Annotated in this window: 13 protein-coding genes and 1 other RNA gene; 9 read left to right on the top strand and 5 right to left on the bottom strand. The window is 65.3% G+C overall.

Going from position 1 to position 16,922, the window contains the following annotated elements:
- Positions 1 to 34 precede the first annotated feature (34 nt).
- Positions 35 to 1,531, top strand: coding sequence for a malonyl-CoA decarboxylase (locus tag C513_RS0101990; protein ID WP_018714352.1), 1,497 nt, complete (start codon positions 35 to 37; stop codon positions 1,529 to 1,531).
- A gap of 189 nt (positions 1,532 to 1,720) precedes the next feature.
- Complete coding sequence (gene adk, locus C513_RS0101995; RefSeq protein ID WP_018714353.1) at positions 1,721 to 2,377, top strand: adenylate kinase; 657 nt, start codon at positions 1,721 to 1,723, stop codon at positions 2,375 to 2,377.
- Positions 2,378 to 2,524: 147 nt separating this feature from the next.
- Here the strand turns inward: adk and C513_RS0102000 are convergent, their stop codons facing one another.
- Entirely contained in the window at positions 2,525 to 3,511 is a 987-nt protein-coding gene (locus C513_RS0102000) for an asparaginase (RefSeq protein WP_033394738.1), read from the bottom strand.
- A 105-nt stretch (positions 3,512 to 3,616) separates the two neighbouring features.
- Here C513_RS0102000 and lexA point away from each other — a divergent pair, with 105 nt between their 5' ends.
- The 5 genes from lexA to ffs all read left to right on the top strand — a co-directional run bounded on the left by lexA (position 3,617) and on the right by ffs (position 6,597).
- On the top strand, positions 3,617 to 4,267 hold the full coding sequence (gene lexA / locus C513_RS0102005) for a transcriptional repressor LexA (protein WP_018714355.1): 651 nt from the start codon (positions 3,617 to 3,619) through the stop codon (positions 4,265 to 4,267).
- Between the two features lie 135 nt (positions 4,268 to 4,402).
- Entirely contained in the window at positions 4,403 to 4,840 is a 438-nt protein-coding gene (locus C513_RS0102010; protein WP_018714356.1) for a hypothetical protein, read from the top strand.
- Between the two features lie 150 nt (positions 4,841 to 4,990).
- Positions 4,991 to 6,016 carry a D-2-hydroxyacid dehydrogenase family protein gene (locus tag C513_RS0102015; RefSeq protein WP_018714357.1) on the top strand — a complete coding sequence of 342 codons (1,026 nt, stop codon included), beginning with the start codon at positions 4,991 to 4,993 and terminating at the stop codon, positions 6,014 to 6,016.
- Between the two features lie 99 nt (positions 6,017 to 6,115).
- On the top strand, positions 6,116 to 6,433 hold the full coding sequence (locus C513_RS0102020) for a DMT family transporter (protein WP_018714358.1): 318 nt from the start codon (positions 6,116 to 6,118) through the stop codon (positions 6,431 to 6,433).
- Between the two features lie 67 nt (positions 6,434 to 6,500).
- Positions 6,501 to 6,597: signal recognition particle sRNA small type (gene ffs / locus C513_RS13820), an RNA gene on the top strand.
- Between the two features lie 167 nt (positions 6,598 to 6,764).
- Here the strand turns inward: ffs and C513_RS0102025 are convergent.
- The 3 genes from C513_RS0102025 to C513_RS12465 form a co-directional block, all read right to left on the bottom strand.
- Positions 6,765 to 7,625 (bottom strand): ferritin-like domain-containing protein, encoded by an 861-nt coding sequence (locus tag C513_RS0102025; protein WP_026320449.1) that lies wholly within the window; start codon positions 7,623 to 7,625, stop codon positions 6,765 to 6,767.
- A gap of 129 nt (positions 7,626 to 7,754) precedes the next feature.
- Positions 7,755 to 11,084, bottom strand: a complete 3,330-nt coding sequence (locus tag C513_RS0102030; RefSeq protein WP_018714360.1) for a UvrD-helicase domain-containing protein — start codon at positions 11,082 to 11,084, stop codon at positions 7,755 to 7,757.
- Positions 11,081 to 13,750: a PD-(D/E)XK nuclease family protein gene (locus C513_RS12465; protein WP_051084369.1), complete on the bottom strand. Its 2,670-nt coding sequence runs from the start codon at positions 13,748 to 13,750 to the stop codon at positions 11,081 to 11,083. Before C513_RS12465 ends, C513_RS0102030 begins: the two co-directional genes overlap by 4 nt.
- A gap of 136 nt (positions 13,751 to 13,886) precedes the next feature.
- Between C513_RS12465 and trxA the strand changes: the two genes are divergently transcribed.
- Together trxA and rho are read left to right on the top strand one after the other, a co-directional pair.
- Positions 13,887 to 14,219 carry a thioredoxin TrxA gene (gene trxA, locus C513_RS0102040; protein ID WP_018714362.1) on the top strand — a complete coding sequence of 111 codons (333 nt, stop codon included), beginning with the start codon at positions 13,887 to 13,889 and terminating at the stop codon, positions 14,217 to 14,219.
- 283 nt (positions 14,220 to 14,502) lie between these two features.
- On the top strand, positions 14,503 to 15,765 hold the full coding sequence (rho, locus tag C513_RS0102045) for a transcription termination factor Rho (RefSeq protein WP_018714363.1): 1,263 nt from the start codon (positions 14,503 to 14,505) through the stop codon (positions 15,763 to 15,765).
- 88 nt (positions 15,766 to 15,853) lie between these two features.
- Here rho and C513_RS0102050 read toward each other — a convergent pair whose 3' ends face one another.
- On the bottom strand, positions 15,854 to 16,840 hold the full coding sequence (locus tag C513_RS0102050; RefSeq protein WP_018714364.1) for a diaminopimelate dehydrogenase: 987 nt from the start codon (positions 16,838 to 16,840) through the stop codon (positions 15,854 to 15,856).
- Between the last annotated feature and the right edge of the window lie 82 nt (positions 16,841 to 16,922).

Genomic DNA, 16,922 nt, shown 5'->3' on the forward strand with positions numbered 1-16,922 from the left:
TACAAAGATCACCCACAGTACCAGGAGGAAACCCATGCCCGCATCCAGCCCCACCAGCAGCACCTTCAGCCGCCATCTGGCCCGCCTGCTGCCGCAGGCGCTGTCTAGTGTGGGCATGAGCGGTCTGGTCGATGCGCCGCGCCAGGGCAGCAGCCAGCCGGACCCGCACACCCCCGGCCGCTCCACCCAGGAGCGCATGGATGCCTACCTGCGCGTGGAGCCGGAGCAGCTCAGTCCCCGCAATCTGCGCAAGCTGCTGGCGGATCTGCAGGCCATTGTCGAACCGCGCATCAGCGAGGCCGAGGCGATCCGGCAGGCCCAGCCTTTCGTCGACTGGTACCTGGAAGCCGACACCGAAGCCCGCGCCGATGCCTGGCGCCTGATGACCGAGCAGTTTGCGCCGGATGCCAGCAAGGTACGCCAGGCCAAGGAGCAGTACGATGCCGCCCTCGGCACCGCCGAAGAGGCCCAGGCCGAAATCCGCCTGCGCAAGGCCTTTCACTCGCCGCGCACGCGCCTGCTGCAGCGCATCAGCGCCACCCGCCACGGCATGCGCTTCCTGCTGGATCTGCGCACCGAACTGATGCGCCAGCTCAAGCGCGAACCGGCGCTGCTGCCGCTCGACGCCGAGCTGGAACACCTGTTCACCGGCTGGTTCGACATCGGCTTTCTGCAACTGCAGACCATCAACTGGGATTCGCCCGCTTCGCTGATCGAAAAACTCATCAAGTACGAAGCCGTGCACGATATCGTCAGCTGGGACGATGCCAAGAACCGGCTGGACCACGACCGCCGCTGCTTTGCCTTCTTTCACCAGCGCCTGCCCAACGAACCGCTGATCTTCGTCGAAGTGGCCCTGACGCGCGAACTGGCCGACAACATGGTCCCGCTGCTGGACGTCAGCGCCGGCGATGTCGACCTGGCGCGTGCCAACACCGCCATCTTCTACTCCATCAGCAACACCCAGACCGGCCTGCGCGGCGTCGGTTTTGGCGATTCGCTGATCAAGCGCGTGGTCGAGGCATTGCAGACCGAGCTGCCGCAAATCAAGCGCTTTGCCACACTGTCGCCGATTCCGGGTTTCCGCAAGTGGCTGGAGCAGGCGCAGAACGCCGAAAGCGTGGCCCAGGCGGTGTCGCCAAAGTTGCGTCAGCCACTGGTCGAGGCCAGCGGCCTGTCCGAGGAAGACTGGCTGCGCCAGTGGCCAACCGGCATCGACAGCACACAGCCGCGCGATGCCAACAACCCGGCCCAGCTGCTGCTGCGTGGTGCCGCCGCACGCTACCTGAGCCGCCTGAATGAACGCGGCCAGCCGCTTGATCCGGTGGCACGCTTCCACCTGGGCAACGGTGCCCGGCTCGAGCATGTGCATTGGCTGGCCGACCCCTCGGCCAAGGGGCAAAAGCAGTCCTATGGCCTGATGGTCAACTACCTGTACGACCTGGGCCGGCTGGACCGCCACCGCGCCATGCTGGCCGAAGGCAAGACCGCCCTCTCGCGCGAAGTGATGCGGCTGGCCCAGCTCGGCTGAAGCCACTCGGGCAAACCCTAGGCATCGTGCACTGACAAACTGTTGTTACAGCTGGTTGCCATGGTATTCTTGGGTGTTCCCTTGCGCCAGTTGGCGCGGGAGGAAGACAGGTCGCCTGCGGGCCGCCCATGACAAACACGCATCCCGGAAGGCATTTCCGGGCTCCGAACCAGACCAAGGATCCACACCATGAAACTGATTCTCCTGGGCGCACCCGGCGCCGGCAAAGGTACGCAAGCCAACTTCATCTGCCAGAAATACGGCATTCCGCAGATTTCCACCGGTGACATGCTGCGTGCTGCCGTCAAGGCCGGCACCCCGCTGGGCATCGAGGCCAAGAAGGTGATGGACGCCGGCGGTCTGGTCAGCGACGACCTGATCATCAATCTGGTGAAAGAGCGCATCGCCCAGCCCGACTGCGCCAACGGTTTCCTGTTCGACGGCTTCCCGCGCACCATTCCCCAGGCCGAGGCCATGAAGGAAGCCGGTGTCAACCTGGATTACGTGCTGGAAATCGACGTGCCCTTCGAGGCCATCATCGAGCGCATGAGCGGCCGCCGCAGCCACCCCGCTTCCGGCCGCACCTACCACGTCAAGTTCAACCCGCCCCAGGCCGAAGGCGTGGATGACATCACCGGCGAGCCGCTGGTGCAGCGCGACGACGACAAGGAAGAAACCGTCAAGAAGCGCCTGGAAGTCTACAGCCAGCAAACCCGTCCGCTGGTGGACTACTACAGCAACTGGGCCAAGGAAGATCCGGCTGCCGCTCCCAAGTACCGCGCCATCAGCGGCATGGGCAGCGTAGAGGAGATCACCGCCAGCGCCTTCCAGGCCCTGGAAAGCTGATTCCCCCTCCCTCATCCTGCAAGGGGCTGGCAACAGCCCCTTTTTTGCGCAAGGGCTTTCATGAGCACACCGCCCGTTCCTGCCAGCTGGCACGCCCCCAGCCAGGCCTTGTGGCAGGTGCAGCACCTCAACCAGTGCGGCCCGGCCCTAACCTGCCTGCAGCAACAACTGCAGCAACAGCGCGATACGCGCCTTCACCGGCGACAAGGGCTGCCCCTCCTGCAACGCCAGCGGAATCGCGCTGCTGCCGCCAGGCACCACCTGACCAGCCAGACATCGGCTGCTGCGCCAGACCGGCACCCCTTGCTGCTGCGCCAGCACTGCGGCCTGCTCCAGCTGGTGGTGCACGGTGGCATTGCCGGTACCGGCCAGTACCAGCCCGTCCACGCCCGCTTGCACCAGCGCCTGCAATGCACGTGCGCTGCTGCCGGCATGGCTGGACAACAGTTCCACCCAGGGCCAGTCATCTGCCGGGGTATCCTGCACCCGGCGCCACAACTCGCTGTCCGTTCTTGGCCACGGCGGCGCAGCGCGCAGCCAGCGCACCTCGCCCTCTTCCAGCCAGGCCAGCAGGCCGGCATCACCGGCTGAAAACGCATCCAGCCGATAAGGATAAATCTTGCTGATGTCGCGGGCTGCAAACACCTTGCCTGCCACCACCGCCAGCACGCCACAGGCCGCCGGATCAGAGGCCAGTGTCAGGGCATCGGCCAGATTCTGCGGCCCATCACTCAGACGGGCCGTCGCCGGACGCATCGCTGCCGTCAGCACCACCGCCTTGCCCTGCGCCTGCCAGCCGCCCGGGGCCGCAGCCAGTACGCGCTGCAGGAAGTAGGCGGTTTCTTCCAGTGTGTCGGTGCCGTGCGTGATCACCACGGCACGCACATCCCCACGCGCGAGAGCATCGGCACAGGCCTGCGCCAGCTGTTGCCAGACCGCCATGTCCATGTCCTTGCTGTCGATTTGCACCAGCTGTTGCGCCTCCAGCACCTGGCGGCCATCACCCAGTACGCTGGCAGCTGCCAGCAGGGCTTCCACCGGGCGCTGTGCGGCCTGATAGCCAACCGCATCTGCCGCGCTGGCGGCTTCGCCGGCTATCGTGCCCCCTGTGGCCAAAACAACAATTTTTCCCATTTGGGCGATTTCCTCTTGCCAAAGACAAAAAGCTGGTTAAAAATACAGGTACTGTATGTGCAAACAGCATGTATGCATCCCCAAATCCAACCAGCAGTGTAGACCATGAAACCCGCCATCAAACTCACCGCTCGCCAGCAACAGATCCTGGACCTGATCCAGCAGGCCATTGCCAATACCGGCGCACCCCCCACGCGTGCCGAAATCGCCGCCGAACTGGGCTTCAAGTCGGCCAACGCCGCCGAAGAACACCTGCAGGCGCTGGCACGCAAGGGGGCCATCGAACTGGTCAGTGGCACGTCGCGCGGCATCCGCCTGCGCCACCCGGAGGGTGACGCCCAATCCGGCATACTCGAGGCCCTGTCACAACTGGCCCTGCCGCTGATTGGCCGCGTCGCGGCCGGTTCGCCGGTCCTGGCGCAGGAGCATGTCGATACCGTCTACCACGTGGCCCCCACGCTGTTTGCCCACAAGCCCGACTACCTGCTGCAGGTACGTGGCATGTCCATGCGCGATGTCGGCATTCTTGATGGCGACCTGCTTGCCGTGCAGGCCACGCAAAACGTGCGCAACGGCCAGATCGTGGTCGCCCGCGTGGGAGATGAAGTCACCGTCAAGCGCTACGAACGCCGTCCGGACCACATCGCCCTGCACGCCGAAAATCCGGACTACCCCACCATTGTGGTGCAGCCCGGCGAACCCTTCGCCATCGAAGGTCTGGCCGTCGGCCTGATCCGCAACAGCGTGCTCATGTAAGCACCATTCCCCATCAGGCTGCCACAAGGTGGCGGGCGTTGTACATGCTGCCTTGCAGGTGGCAGGGACAACCCTTGCGGTCAGCCAGCATTCCAATCCTGCCTATGTGTCAACACCGCCCATAGGAGCAACACCATGAATGCCGCAACCACCTTCCAGACCATCCGCAACTGGTTCACCGGCCAGCAGGCCGATCCCGTCCAGCGCCCCATGGCCATCCTGCGCGATGCAAGCCAGGCCTACAAGTCCGATGCCGACATCGCGGCCACCCATCCACCGCAGCCGGCAGCGCGCCCCTGCAGTGCCGCCGCCCGCCTCGCGCTGCGCCAGGCCAGACAAGCCCAGCTGCCCTTGTCCCCAATGCCCTTGCAGCTGGTCCCAGCCCCTCTGCAACACGCCCCCGCACGCCTGTATGCGGCAGCAGGCACACCTGCACTGCAAACCGGCGCCCGTCCGCATCCGCTGCCTGCCGCCACGCCGGATCGTCTCTACCTGAGCGGCAAACTGGCGGACGTCTGCCAGCAACTGGAGCAGCTCGTCGCCCAGGAAGAGCATTTCCTGCGTCTGGGCTAAGCCGCCTGTTGTGCACCTCCCGGCCCGGGGCATCTTCTGCACGGAGCGCACCGCACCGGCAGATGTGTCAAATTGCAAGCTTTCTGCAGTGAATGCAAATTTGCCCTCTGCCATCGCGGTTTTTACTTCAGCTTTAGGCACAATGTGCGCATGAACATTGTGATTCTGGACGACTATCAGGATGCCGTGCGCAAGCTGCCCTGCGCCAGCAAGCTGGATGCCTTTAACGCCAAGGTGTACACCAACACCGTCAAGGGCATCGGCCAGCTGTCCGTACGCCTGAAGGATGCCGACATCATCGTCCTGATCCGCGAGCGCACGGCACTCAACCGCGCCCTGCTGGAAAAGCTGCCGCGCCTCAAGCTGATCGTGCAAACCGGCCGCGTAGGCGACCATATCGATCTCAATGCCTGTACCGATTTCGGCATTGCCGTGGCAGCCGGTACCGGCTCCCCCTATGCCGCTGCCGAACTGACCTGGGGCCTGATCATGGCCGCCAGCCGACGCATTCCGCACTACATGGCCAACCTGCGCCATGGCGTCTGGCAACAATCCGGCCTCAAGGCCTTGTCCATGCCACCCAATTTCGGCATTGGCACCGTGCTCCGTGGCAAGACGCTCGGCCTGTGGGGCTTTGGCCAGATCGGCAAGCTGGTAGCCGGCTACGGCAAGGCCTTCGGCATGCAGGTGCTGGTGGGCGGCAGTGATCGCGCCCGCAATGAAGCCACGCAACTGGGTTATACGCCGGCACTCAGCCAAGAGCAGCTGTTCAGCGACAGCGACTACCTCAGCCTGCATCTGCGCCTCACGCCCGAGACCCGCGGCACTGTGCGGCTGGAAGACCTGCTCCGCATGAAGCCCACGGCCACCCTGATCAACACGGCACGTGCCGAACTGCTGCAGCCCGATGCGCTGATCACCGCCCTCAATCGCGGTCGTCCCGGCATGGCCGCCATCGATGTGTTCGAAAACGAACCGGTGCTGCAGGGCCAGGCCCTGCTGCGACTGGAAAACTGCCTGTGCACGCCGCATATCGGCTATGTCGAACAGGAAAGCTACGAGCTGTATTTCAGCCAGGCGTTTGACAGCATCCTGGCCTGGCTGGACGGCAAGCCCATCAACCTGGTCAATCCGCAGGCACTGGAAATCCGCGACCGCCTACTGACCAACCGCTGACCACCTGGCTGCCAGCTCTTTCTTGCAGGAGGACGACCTCCCCCATTCCGGGCACATGTTGCGGGACGACCCGACCACTACCTGGAAAGGCGTCTCCTCATGGCATGGATTGCCCTCTTGTTCGCCGGTCTGCTCGAAATCGTCTGGGCCACCGGCATGAAGCTGTCTGACGGCTTTACCCGTCTGATCCCCTCCCTGGTCACACTGGTCACGATGGCGCTGAGTTTCTGGCTGCTCAGTGTCGCCATGCGCACCCTGCCACTGGGCACCGCCTACACCATCTGGACCGGCATCGGTGCCGTGGGTTCGTTTCTGGTCGGCATCCTGGTACTGGGCGAGCCGGTCAACGCCATGCGCCTGCTGGCCGCGGTGCTGATCGTCTCCGGCATGGTGCTGATGAAACTGTCAGCCTCGTAACACACCAGCGGACAATCAATGCCCCCTGTTACGGTTCAGGGTGGCATCCTGGTCTACAATGGCGGGTGACGGGCCTTCCCGCATGGTGAAGCGGCCAACCGGGTCAGGTGGGGAACCAAGCAGCCCTAACTGCGTAGCCAGTGCCGGGGTCAAGGCTCGTCACCCTCATTACCGCCTTTGGATAATCCATGGGCAAGCCATTTATATGCCAGCCTGGCATGTACCAGCCCCTGCGTATTTCCACGTCAGGGGCTTTTTGTTGGATGCACCACAGCGTGCCCAGCTCTCGGCCAGATCACTGACAGGGCAGGTTTGTCCCGGATCCGCACCCTCACTCGGCAGCCACAATCCGCCGTGCCACGCGCACCAGCGTCGGGCTGATCCACTGTTCCAGCCGCGTGGGCAGCTGCAGTGGCTTGAGCAGCATGCGCACCGCCAGATCGGCCGGCAGCTGACGGCTCACAGTCTGGTAGATCCGCTGGCTGATCTCGCCGAAACTCTGCGCGCCGTTGGCAAACAGGGGGCCCTTGTTCGCCCAGACATGGCGCAGCGCCACGTCCGAATCGCTTTCACGCAGCTCCAGCAGGCGCTGGTAGAGCACGCGCGCCACGCGCACGCGCGACACCGGCTGCTGCGCCGAGAGCTGACGGAAATAGGCGAGAAAGTGCTTGTAGTGGCTGACCTCGTCAGCGCGTACCTGGCTCAGCAAGCCGGTCAGCACCGGCTCCCTGCTGAGTTCGCGCAGCGTGTGATAGTAGGTGGTAGTGCCCATTTCCACCACGCAGCGTGCCGCCATTTCGAGTGACGGCTCCGGGTCCAGCTCTTCTACCGTGCACATCGGGCCATATTCGGCCATGAAGCCTTCAAACGCCTGCTGCCAAGGGAACTGCGGCCAGGCGGCCTGCACATAGGAGGCAAAGGCACGGCCATGCTGCAGCTCCTCCTGCTCCCAGTGCGCCGCCAGCCATTGCGCCACATCAGGCCAGCGCGCATAGTGGCCGATCAGGTTGCGCGTGTACAAGTCCGAGCCGGATTCGATGAACGAGGCGCTGGTCAGCAGGTAGAACAGCAATTCATCATCGGCGATACGAGCATGGTCGATGGCATTCCAGTCGATCTCTTCAACGCGCCAGCGCATGGCGGCGGCAGGGCCCTGCGTGGCAGCAGGAGCGGGGGAAACAAGGCTATCCATGGTGGTCAAGGTACTGCAAGGTGCAAGGCGATCATCCAGCATAGCGCAGCCTGCCGGTCAGGCACGCGCCAATTCGGTGACAAATCATGACAGGCGATCCGCCCGCAGGCCCGCGGCCGGCAACCGGCCTCAGTCCAGTTCGCGGATCTGCCCGTCCTGGGTCAGAAAAGCGGCACGCACCAGTGCTTCCGGATACAGCGCCTGCACCGCCTGTTGGTAGTCCTGCATCTGGCGGCGCAAGGCTAGCTGCTCCTGCGGAGCCAGCGAAGACTTGAAGTCCAGCACCCACCAGCAAGCCGGCTCGCCGGCCTGCGCACGCCGGTGCACCAGCCGGTCAATGCGCAGCACCTGCCGATTCCAGGCCAGATCGATTTCATTCGCCTGCCAATCCACCTGCTGCTCGTCCCAGGCCCAGGCCGCATCTCCCTGCAGAATGCCTTGCGCCTGTGCCAGCACCCGGGCCGCCTGCGCGGCATCCAGCTGGTAGCGCTGCTGCAAGGACTGGCGCTGCTGTTCCGGATCCTGTTGCATGGCGCCGTGACGATGCCATTCCAGCACCTTGTGCATGGCCTCGCCGAGCGTGGCCTGCAGCGCCCGATCCGCATCACGCGCCGCCAGATCTGCGATGGTCAGTTGCACATGGCGCTGCAGTTCTGCGGCCAGCGCTGGCAATTCCAGTACCTGGCCAGCCCGGACCGGTGCAGCCTCCTGCGCATCCGGCTTGTGACGGATGGCCGGCCAGTCGTCTGGCACTGGCAGCTGACCGGCATCGTCCGGCTGCAGCGCCAGTGCATCGGCATGCTGCAGCCATTGCTGCCACCAGCCGTGCTCCTGCGTGCTGCGCGGTTCGGCACTCGAAAACGCCAGCACCTGGCGCGCGCGCGTCATCGCCACGTAAAGTGCGTTCGATTCCTCGCGCTCCTCGGCCTGCAGTTCCTGCTGCACCAGCGGCTGCACCGACGGTGGCGGGTTGGAAAAGCTCTGCAGGAACACCAGCTGTGTCGGGTGTGACTGGCTACCGGGCCAGTCCACCAGCACGTCCATCGACTTGCTGCGGCCCTTGGCGGCATCGGTATCGAGCAGCAGCACCAGGCCGGCTTCCAGCCCCTTGGATCCATGCACCGTCAACAGGCGCACGCCCTGCCCGCCCACGGCCGGCGTACCGGTCGGGTCGCCGCCGCGCATGGCGCGCACCCAGCGGTAGGCGCTGACAAAACGGCCGCCATCGAGCGCCAGCATATGCCCGGGCAGGGCCTGCAGCCGCTCCAGCACACCGGCACATAGCGCCGGCGGCGTGCTGGCAGCGTAACGCGCCAGCAGGTCGCCATCGCGGAAGATGGCATCCAGCGCATCATGCGGCAGCCGCTGCTGCAGCCACTGCTGCCAGCGCAGCAACCGGCGCGCCAGCGGCTGCCAGGGCGATAGCGCCGGATCGGCATCAGCATGCGCCAGCAGCCAGTCCAGCCAGCTGATGGCCAGCGGTTCCGTCTGCTGCGCCGCCTGCTGCACGCCCAGACGGATTTCCACCAGTTGCGCATCGTCCAGCCCGACAATAGGTGACTTGAGTGCACGCGCCAGCGACAGGTCGTGCCGCGGCGATAACAGCGCATCGACCAGCGCCACCACATCCTGCACCTCCGGAGCCTCTGCCAGCAACAGCTTGTCAGCCTTGAGCGCCGGCAGGCCGGCCTCGGCCAGCGCATGCTGCATCGCCGCCACGCGCGCGTTCTTGCGCGCAATCACCAGAATGTCGCCGACCGGTGTGCCGGCCTGCACACAACGCTGCAGCCATTGCGCCGCCTGACGGCATTCGCGCGCCATCAGCGCCTCTTCTTCCTCGAGTTGGGGCGTGGTCAGGCTGTCGCGCCAGCCGCTGGCGGCATCGGCTTCGGCTTTTGGCGCACGCGCAATGGGTGGCAGTGTCAGCACGCAGCCGGCCACTGTGGCAGCCGTGGTGTGGGTGCGAAAATCGGCATAACGCCCCTCGTCCTGTGCCGCCTGCATCAGCGCGTTGACGGCATCGATCACCGGCTGCGCATTGCGCCGCGTGTGATCACATTCGAGCACGGCCCCGCCCAGCGCCTGCTGCACAAAGCGGCGCGCTTCGCGGAACACCTCGGGATCGGCACGCCGGAAACGGTAAATGCTCTGCTTGGGATCGCCCACGATGAACACGCTTGGCGGCGTTGCGGCTCCGGCGTAGCCGGACAGCCAGCCCTCCAGCGCATGCCACTGGATCGGGTTGGTGTCCTGGAATTCGTCGATCAGCAGATGGCGCACCTGGGCATCGAGCCGCTCCTGGATCCAGCCGCTCAGCAGCTCATCGCCTAGCAGCTGGCCGGCGCTGACCTCGATATCAGCCATGTCGATCCAGCCATGCTCGCGCTTGACCTGGGCGTAGCATGCCAGCAGCAGCAGCGTCAGCCGTACCATGCGCTGCTGGTACAGCCAGGCGGCGTGTTGCGCCTGGGCGCGGCAGAGCAGCTGCAGCTCGGCTTCGGCCTCCTGCGCAGCATCGTATTTCTGCAGGTTTTTCGTCAGCCGGTCTTCATCCTTCACGAAGAAGGCCTTGCGCAGCTGCTGCAATCGCAGTTCCGGATCCTGCTGCTCAAACGCCTCGACCACCTGTGCTGCCGCCTGCTGCGGTGTCTTGTTTTTTTCCGTCCCCAGCGCCGCCGAACGCGCATGCCAGCGCTGCGCCGCCGCCTCGCCCTCCAGCGATGCCGCCGGCGAGGCATGCTCCTTCAGTTCCGGCACCAGCGCCTGGAACGGCAGCACCGATTGTTCCAGTACCCCGTGCTGCTGCGCCAGCTGGAATTCGACGCGCTTGGCTAGTGCCGCTTCCAGCGCCTTCAGCGTGTTGCTGCGGCCATGCAGCTGCACCAGCGCATCAAAATCGGCACGCGCAGAATCATCGCGCAGCAGTTCCTGGAAAAAGGGCCGCCAGACCTCGGCCACGGCACGCGCATCGTCCTGCAGCAATTCGTATTGGCTGGGCAGGCCCTGCTGTTCCAGCACCTGCAGGGGGGCAGCACGCAGCAGCGCCGCAAACCAGCTGTGGAAGGTGCGGATCTGCGGACTGCGGCCATGCTGCAACAAGCGCAGGTACAGACCCTGCAGGGCCGGCGCCTGCTGCTGCGCCTGCTCCGGCGTCATGCCGCGCATCACCAGTTCCGGCACCAATTGCTCCGGCGTCTTGCCGGCAAAATCGGCCAGCCATTCGTTCAGGCGCTGGCGCATTTCGGCAGCGGCCTTCTTGGTAAAGGTGATCGCCAGGATCTGCTGCGGTTCAGCCCCTTCGAGCAGCGCCCGCAGGATGCGGCTGACCAGCATCCAGGTCTTGCCGGCCCCGGCACAGGCTTCGACCACCACATGGCGCGCCGGATGGCATGCCACGGCATAAAAAGCCTGGTCCGGCACGATGTCGCCGTTGACCCGGTAGGCGTGGGCGCTGCTCATGCCTGCTCCTCCATCCAGAAATCGCGCCGGCACAGGCCGCGCATCGCACAGTAATCGCAGCGCGCACCCTGGCCCAGCGCTTGCAGCGGCTGGCCATCGGCAATGCGCTGCAGGTCGTACGCCAGGCTGCGCATCAGCAGCCGGCTCTGGCGCTGCACACCCTCCAACTCATGCATTTCGGTGCTGCCGTTTTCGCCCACATTGACATAGGCCACGCGCACCGGATCGGGTGCCATCATGGCGGCATAAAAGGACAGCTGGGCATCCTCGTCGCCATCCCGGACGCGGTTGCGCGTCTTCTGCAGGCTTTCCGACTTGTAGTCCAGCAGCAGCCAGCGCGCCGCATCGTCCGGGGCCGTCAGCGCATCCACACGATCGATGCGGCCATGCAGCGATACCGGCGGTATCCGGGCCGGATCGCAGGCAATCGCAGGCTCGCCCTCTGCCGGCTGATCCGCGTCCAGTCCGGCAAACACCTCGGCCAGCGGCTTGTCGCGCCACTGCTCGCCATGGGCATAGCGCGCCTGTTCCTGCTGCCGATACGCCATCAGCCAATCCAGATAGCCATCGCGCAGGCGCGGCCAGACCGCCTGCCAGGGCACAAAGTCCACCGCATCCAGCCCTTCCTGGCGCAAGGCCTCGTCCGCCGCCTGATCCAGCCACTGGCGCAGCTGCGCCTCGGCGACATCCTGGCCACCGGCCTGCTGCCAGTACTCGTGGAACAGGTAGAGCAGCTGATGCAGCCAGTTGCCAACATCACGCTTGTCGAGCTCGGCCGTCAGCTCGTTCACCTCGCGCAGGCGCAGCTGCTGCTGGCCAAAGAACTGGTAAGGGCAGGCGCGCAGCGTGTCGTAGGCACTGGCAGAAATCCTGGCCAGCGGCAGCCGCTGGCCCGGTGCCTGTGGCATCGCGACCGGATCGGGCGGCAGGGTCCGCAGCACGCGCAGGTCGGCCGCCAGCTGTACATGGCGTCCGGACCCCATGGCCGATGGCAGCAGCGCCTCCAGCAGCAAGGGGCTGGACAGCAGGGTTTCGCCGGCCCCGTCGCTGTCGCTGGTCAGCAGCGCCAGCTGCGGAAACTGCCAGGCGTGCAGCCAGGCGGCACGCTGCGCCTGCTGCAGCTGCTGCCGCGACGGCAGACCGATCAACTCGCGCTGGCTGCTGGTCCAGTCGCCGGGCGGCTCCGGGGCCGCCGGCAGATGCTGGTCGTCGCAAGCCGGGATCACCACGGCAGCAAAGGAGCGCGCCAGCAGCTGGCTCAGCGGCAGAATCACCACCTGCTCCTCCAGCGGGTACGGCGGCTTGAAGCTGCCGGCTTCCAGCACGTCCTGCACCCAGCGCACGAAATCGGGCTGATTCCAGAGCTGCGTATCCACCGCCAGCGGCAACGCTCCCGGCTGCAGATGCAGCGCCTGCAACAACTCCTTGCCGGCGGCATCGTGCTGCAACCAGTCCCACTGGCCGCTGTGCTGCAGCGTATCCTGCAGATCGGTCAGCCATTGCGCCAGGCGGCGCGGCTTCTGCAGCGCCTGCCGCCAGTCCTCGACTTGCAGCGCCTGCACACGGCAGGCATGCTCCCACTGCAGCCAAGCCTGCCGATGCGGCCATTGCGCCTGCTCGCGCTCACGCAGCCAGGCTTCCAGCGGCTGCACCCAGCCGGCCGACACCGCCGATCCCGGCACGGTCTGCGCCAGCTTCAGCCATTCCAGCACGGCATCACTCCCGGCCTGTGGTGCACAGGCGCGCAGCAGGCTCATCAGCTGGCTGGCCGCACGCGTGGTCGACAGTTTCCAGCCGGTCTCGTCACGCACCGTCAGGTGCTGCGCCTCCAGCTGGGCACGGATGCGGCGCGTCAGGGCGCGGTCGCTGTCCACCAACGCGACCAGGCCGGTGCGCCCTTCCACTGCCTGCTGCACGCAGGCAGCCGCCCGCGCCGCCTGGTCCTCCAGATCGCGCGCGCGATGCCACTGCACCGGTGCCATCGGCGCCGTCTCGCCGGCCTTCTCCCAGAACTGCGGCAGGTCGATCGCGCAAGCGGCCTCCGGCTGCTGCTCCAGCCAGCGTGCATACAACGCCTCGGAGAGCGGATCGCGCTGGTAGCCCCGCAGCAGGATCAGCGCATCGGGCGCTTCCTGCTCCAGCGCTTCGAACAGGATGTCGGTGCCATAGGACGAACTGCCGACCCAGGCCAGCGCCACCTGCGCCACCAGCTGCTCGTAACGCATCGGGGCCGCACCCAGGCTGTCCAGCAGTTGCGGCAGCAGCGCCTGCATCCAGGCCAGCCGCTGCTGCGGTGGCTGCGCCTGCGCCAGCGCTGCCAGCTGCTGCGCCGCCTCGCGCACCCGCCCGGCCAGCCAGGAGGCCTGCTGATGCAAACCGGCCGCCTGCAGCAGCTGGCCGGCTGTCAGCAGGTCCTGCGCCGCATCCTGGCTGTAATCACCAGCAGCCGGCACATGCGGCGCCAGCCGCGCCGCCCAGTTGAACGTCGTCTCGATGCGCGGCAGCAGCCCTGCCTGTGGCAGCTGCGCCCAGTGCGCGCGCACCACCGGCAGCAGCTGCGCATACGGCAGCAGCACCACCGTGCGTGCCGGATCGGCCCCGAGCCGCTGCAACTGCTGCTGCAGCTCCGCGCACAAGGCCAGCCATCTCTCCTGTGTGATTGCCATCATCCCTCCTCCCTGCCCTTGATCCTAGCGGATCCGCCCACATCCATCATGAGGTCACCTGTTTCTGTCACAATAAGACCATCATGGCAGCTCCCGTAGCCGGATGGCTGCTGCATTACCTTCAAAGGAAATATCCATGGCCAGCGACCTGATCAAACACACTTCCGACGCCACTTTCCAGGCAGACGTTCTCCAGTCCTCCACCCCCGTGCTGCTGGACTTCTGGGCCGAATGGTGCGGCCCGTGCAAGGCCATCGCCCCGGTGCTGGACGAGATCGCCAAGGAATACGAAGGCAAGCTGCAGATTGCCAAGATGAATGTCGATGACAACCGCAACGTGCCGGCCCAGTTTGGCATCCGCGGCATCCCCACGCTGATGCTGTTCAAGGACGGCCAGGCTGTTGCCACCAAGGTCGGCGCCCTGGCCAAGCCGCAGCTGATCGCCTTCATCAACGAACAGCTGGGCTGATCTCGCGGGCGGAGCTCGTCCGCACGGGCCGGATGGCCAGCACAAGCCATCCGGTCGTTTCCTGCAGCGCAGCTTTTGTGTCTATAATCTGCGCACACCTTGTGCATACCCGTCAGATACCGGCAATCGGTATCTCCGGCACAGCCAGCATACCCTGCTGCCGCTGATTGTCAGGCCGGTATCCAGATCACCTCCCAGTTTTTGGTTTTCCCCGGTATTCGCCCTGTACCCTGGCGTACAGCCGCGCCACACCGCCCCTTTTTCCTCTTTTCTAGACGCACACATGCATCTGAACGAACTCAAGGCCCTGCACGTTTCCGAAGTGCTGAAACAGGCCGAAGAACTCGAGATCGAGAACACCGGCCGCATGCGCAAGCAGGAGCTGATGTCCGCCATCATCAAGAAGCGCGCCCGCGCCGGCGAACAGGTGTTTGCCGACGGCGTGCTCGAGATCCTGCCCGACGGCTTCGGCTTTCTGCGCAATCCCGACAGCAACTACACCGCCAGCACGGATGACATCTACATCAGCCCGAGCCAGGTGCGCCGCTTCAACCTGCACACCGGCGACATGGTGGAAGGCGAAGTGCGCACGCCCAAGGACGGTGAACGCTACTTTGCGCTGAACAAGCTGGACAAGATCAACGGCCTGTCGCCCGAGGCGAACAAGCACAAGGTGATGTTCGAAAACCTCACGCCGCTGTTCCCCACGCAGCAGATGAAGCTCGAGCGCGACATCAAGAGCGAGGAAAACATCACCGGCCGCGTGATCGACATCATCGCGCCCATCGGCCGCGGCCAGCGCGCCCTGATCGTGGCCCCGCCCAAGAGCGGCAAGACCATGATGATGCAGAGCATCGCCCACTCGATCACCGCCAACCACCCCGATGTACACCTGATGGTGCTGCTGGTGGACGAGCGCCCGGAAGAAGTGACCGAGATGCAGCGCTCCGTGCGCGGCGAAATCATCGCCTCCACCTTTGACGAACCCGCCACCCGCCACGTGCACGTGGCCGAGATGGTGATCGAACGCGCCAAGCGCCTGGTCGAGCTCAAGAAAGACGTGGTGATCCTGCTGGATTCCATCACGCGCCTGGCCCGCGCCTACAACAACGTCGTGCCCTCTTCCGGCAAGGTGCTGTCTGGTGGCGTGGATGCCAACGCGCTGCAGCGTCCCAAGCGCTTCTTTGGTGCCGCACGCAAGATCGAGGAAGGCGGTTCGCTGACCATCATCGCCACCGCGCTGATCGATACCGGCAGCCGCATGGACGAGGTGATCTTCGAGGAGTTCAAGGGTACCGGCAACAGCGAAATCCACCTGGACCGCCGCCTGTACGAAAAGCGCATCTTCCCGGCCATCCAGCTCAATCGCAGCGGCACCCGCCGCGAGGAACTGCTGCTGCCGCCCGAGATCCTGCAGAAGACCCGCATCCTGCGCCAGTTCATGTACAACATGGACGAAATCGAGGCGATGGAACTGGTGCTCAAGAGCATGAAGCAGACCAAGAATAACCACGAGTTCTTCGACATGATGCGCAAGGGCGGCTAAACCCTCCCCCGCACCATGCAGGAAGCCCGCCAGACATCACTCTGGCGGGCTTCTGCGTTTGACAGGCCGGCACCAGGGCCGGCCGGACTTACAGCTGCTCGGCACGCAGCTGTTCGGCACTCTTGGGCGACAGCAGGCCGGGTGCCACGTCAAACACGGTCTTGGCACCGATGTCGCCCTGCTGGTGCAGGCGATGCACGGCGCGCGCGTAGGCCACCAGCACGCTGGAGGTGAATTCCGGGTTGCTGCCCAGCTTCAGGCCGTACTCGATCACCTGGCTGTTCGCATCGGAGGTATTGCCGCTGCGGATCACGAAGCCGCCGTGCGGCATGGCGGCATGGTCGCGGCGCAACTCCTCGGCGCTGATGAAGTTCACCGTGGTGTCGTACTCGTCAAAGTAGTGCGGCATGGTCACGATGGCCTGGCGCACGGTCTCGGCGTCTGCGCCTTCGGCCAGTACCACATAGCAGTCGCGGCGATGCTTCTCGCGCGTGGTCAGCTCGGGGCGCGAACCGCTGCGCACGCGCTCCACCGCTTCTTCCACCGGCAGCGTGTACTGCACGCCGCCAGCCACGCCCGGCACGCGGCGGATCGCATCGGAATGCCCCTGGCTCAGGCCCTTGCCCCAGAAGGTGTAAGTGGCACCGTCCGGCAACAGCGCCTCGCCGATGATGCGATTGATCGAGAACATGCCCGGATCCCAGCCGGCAGAGATCAGCGCCGTCTTGCCGTTGGCGCGTGCCGGGGCATCCACCGCGGCAAAATATTCGGGGATGCGCGCATGGGTGTCAAAACTGTCCACGGTATTGAACAGCGCGGCCAGTTGCGGCCCCTGCTGCGGCAGGTCTTCCTTGGAGCCACCACACAGAATCAGCACATCGATCCTGTCCGCATGCTGCGCCAGCTCATCCATGCCGAACACCGGCGTACCGGCCACCAGCGGCTGCAGCTGCCCGGGCGGGCGACGCGTGTAGATGCCCACGAGCTGCATGTCGGGATTCTTGCGGATGGCGGCTTCGACACCGCGGCCCAGGTTGCCATGACCGGCAATACCGATGCGGATGGGTTGACCCATGCTGTTGTTCCTTTGTGACTGAAATGAAGACAGACCGGTCCGGATCGGCCGGCGACTGTTGCATTTTCCCAGAAACAGGCCG

The organism is Allobrachymonas chironomi DSM 19884 (assembly GCF_000374625.1).
Lineage (GTDB): Bacteria > Pseudomonadota > Gammaproteobacteria > Burkholderiales > Burkholderiaceae_C > Brachymonas > Brachymonas chironomi.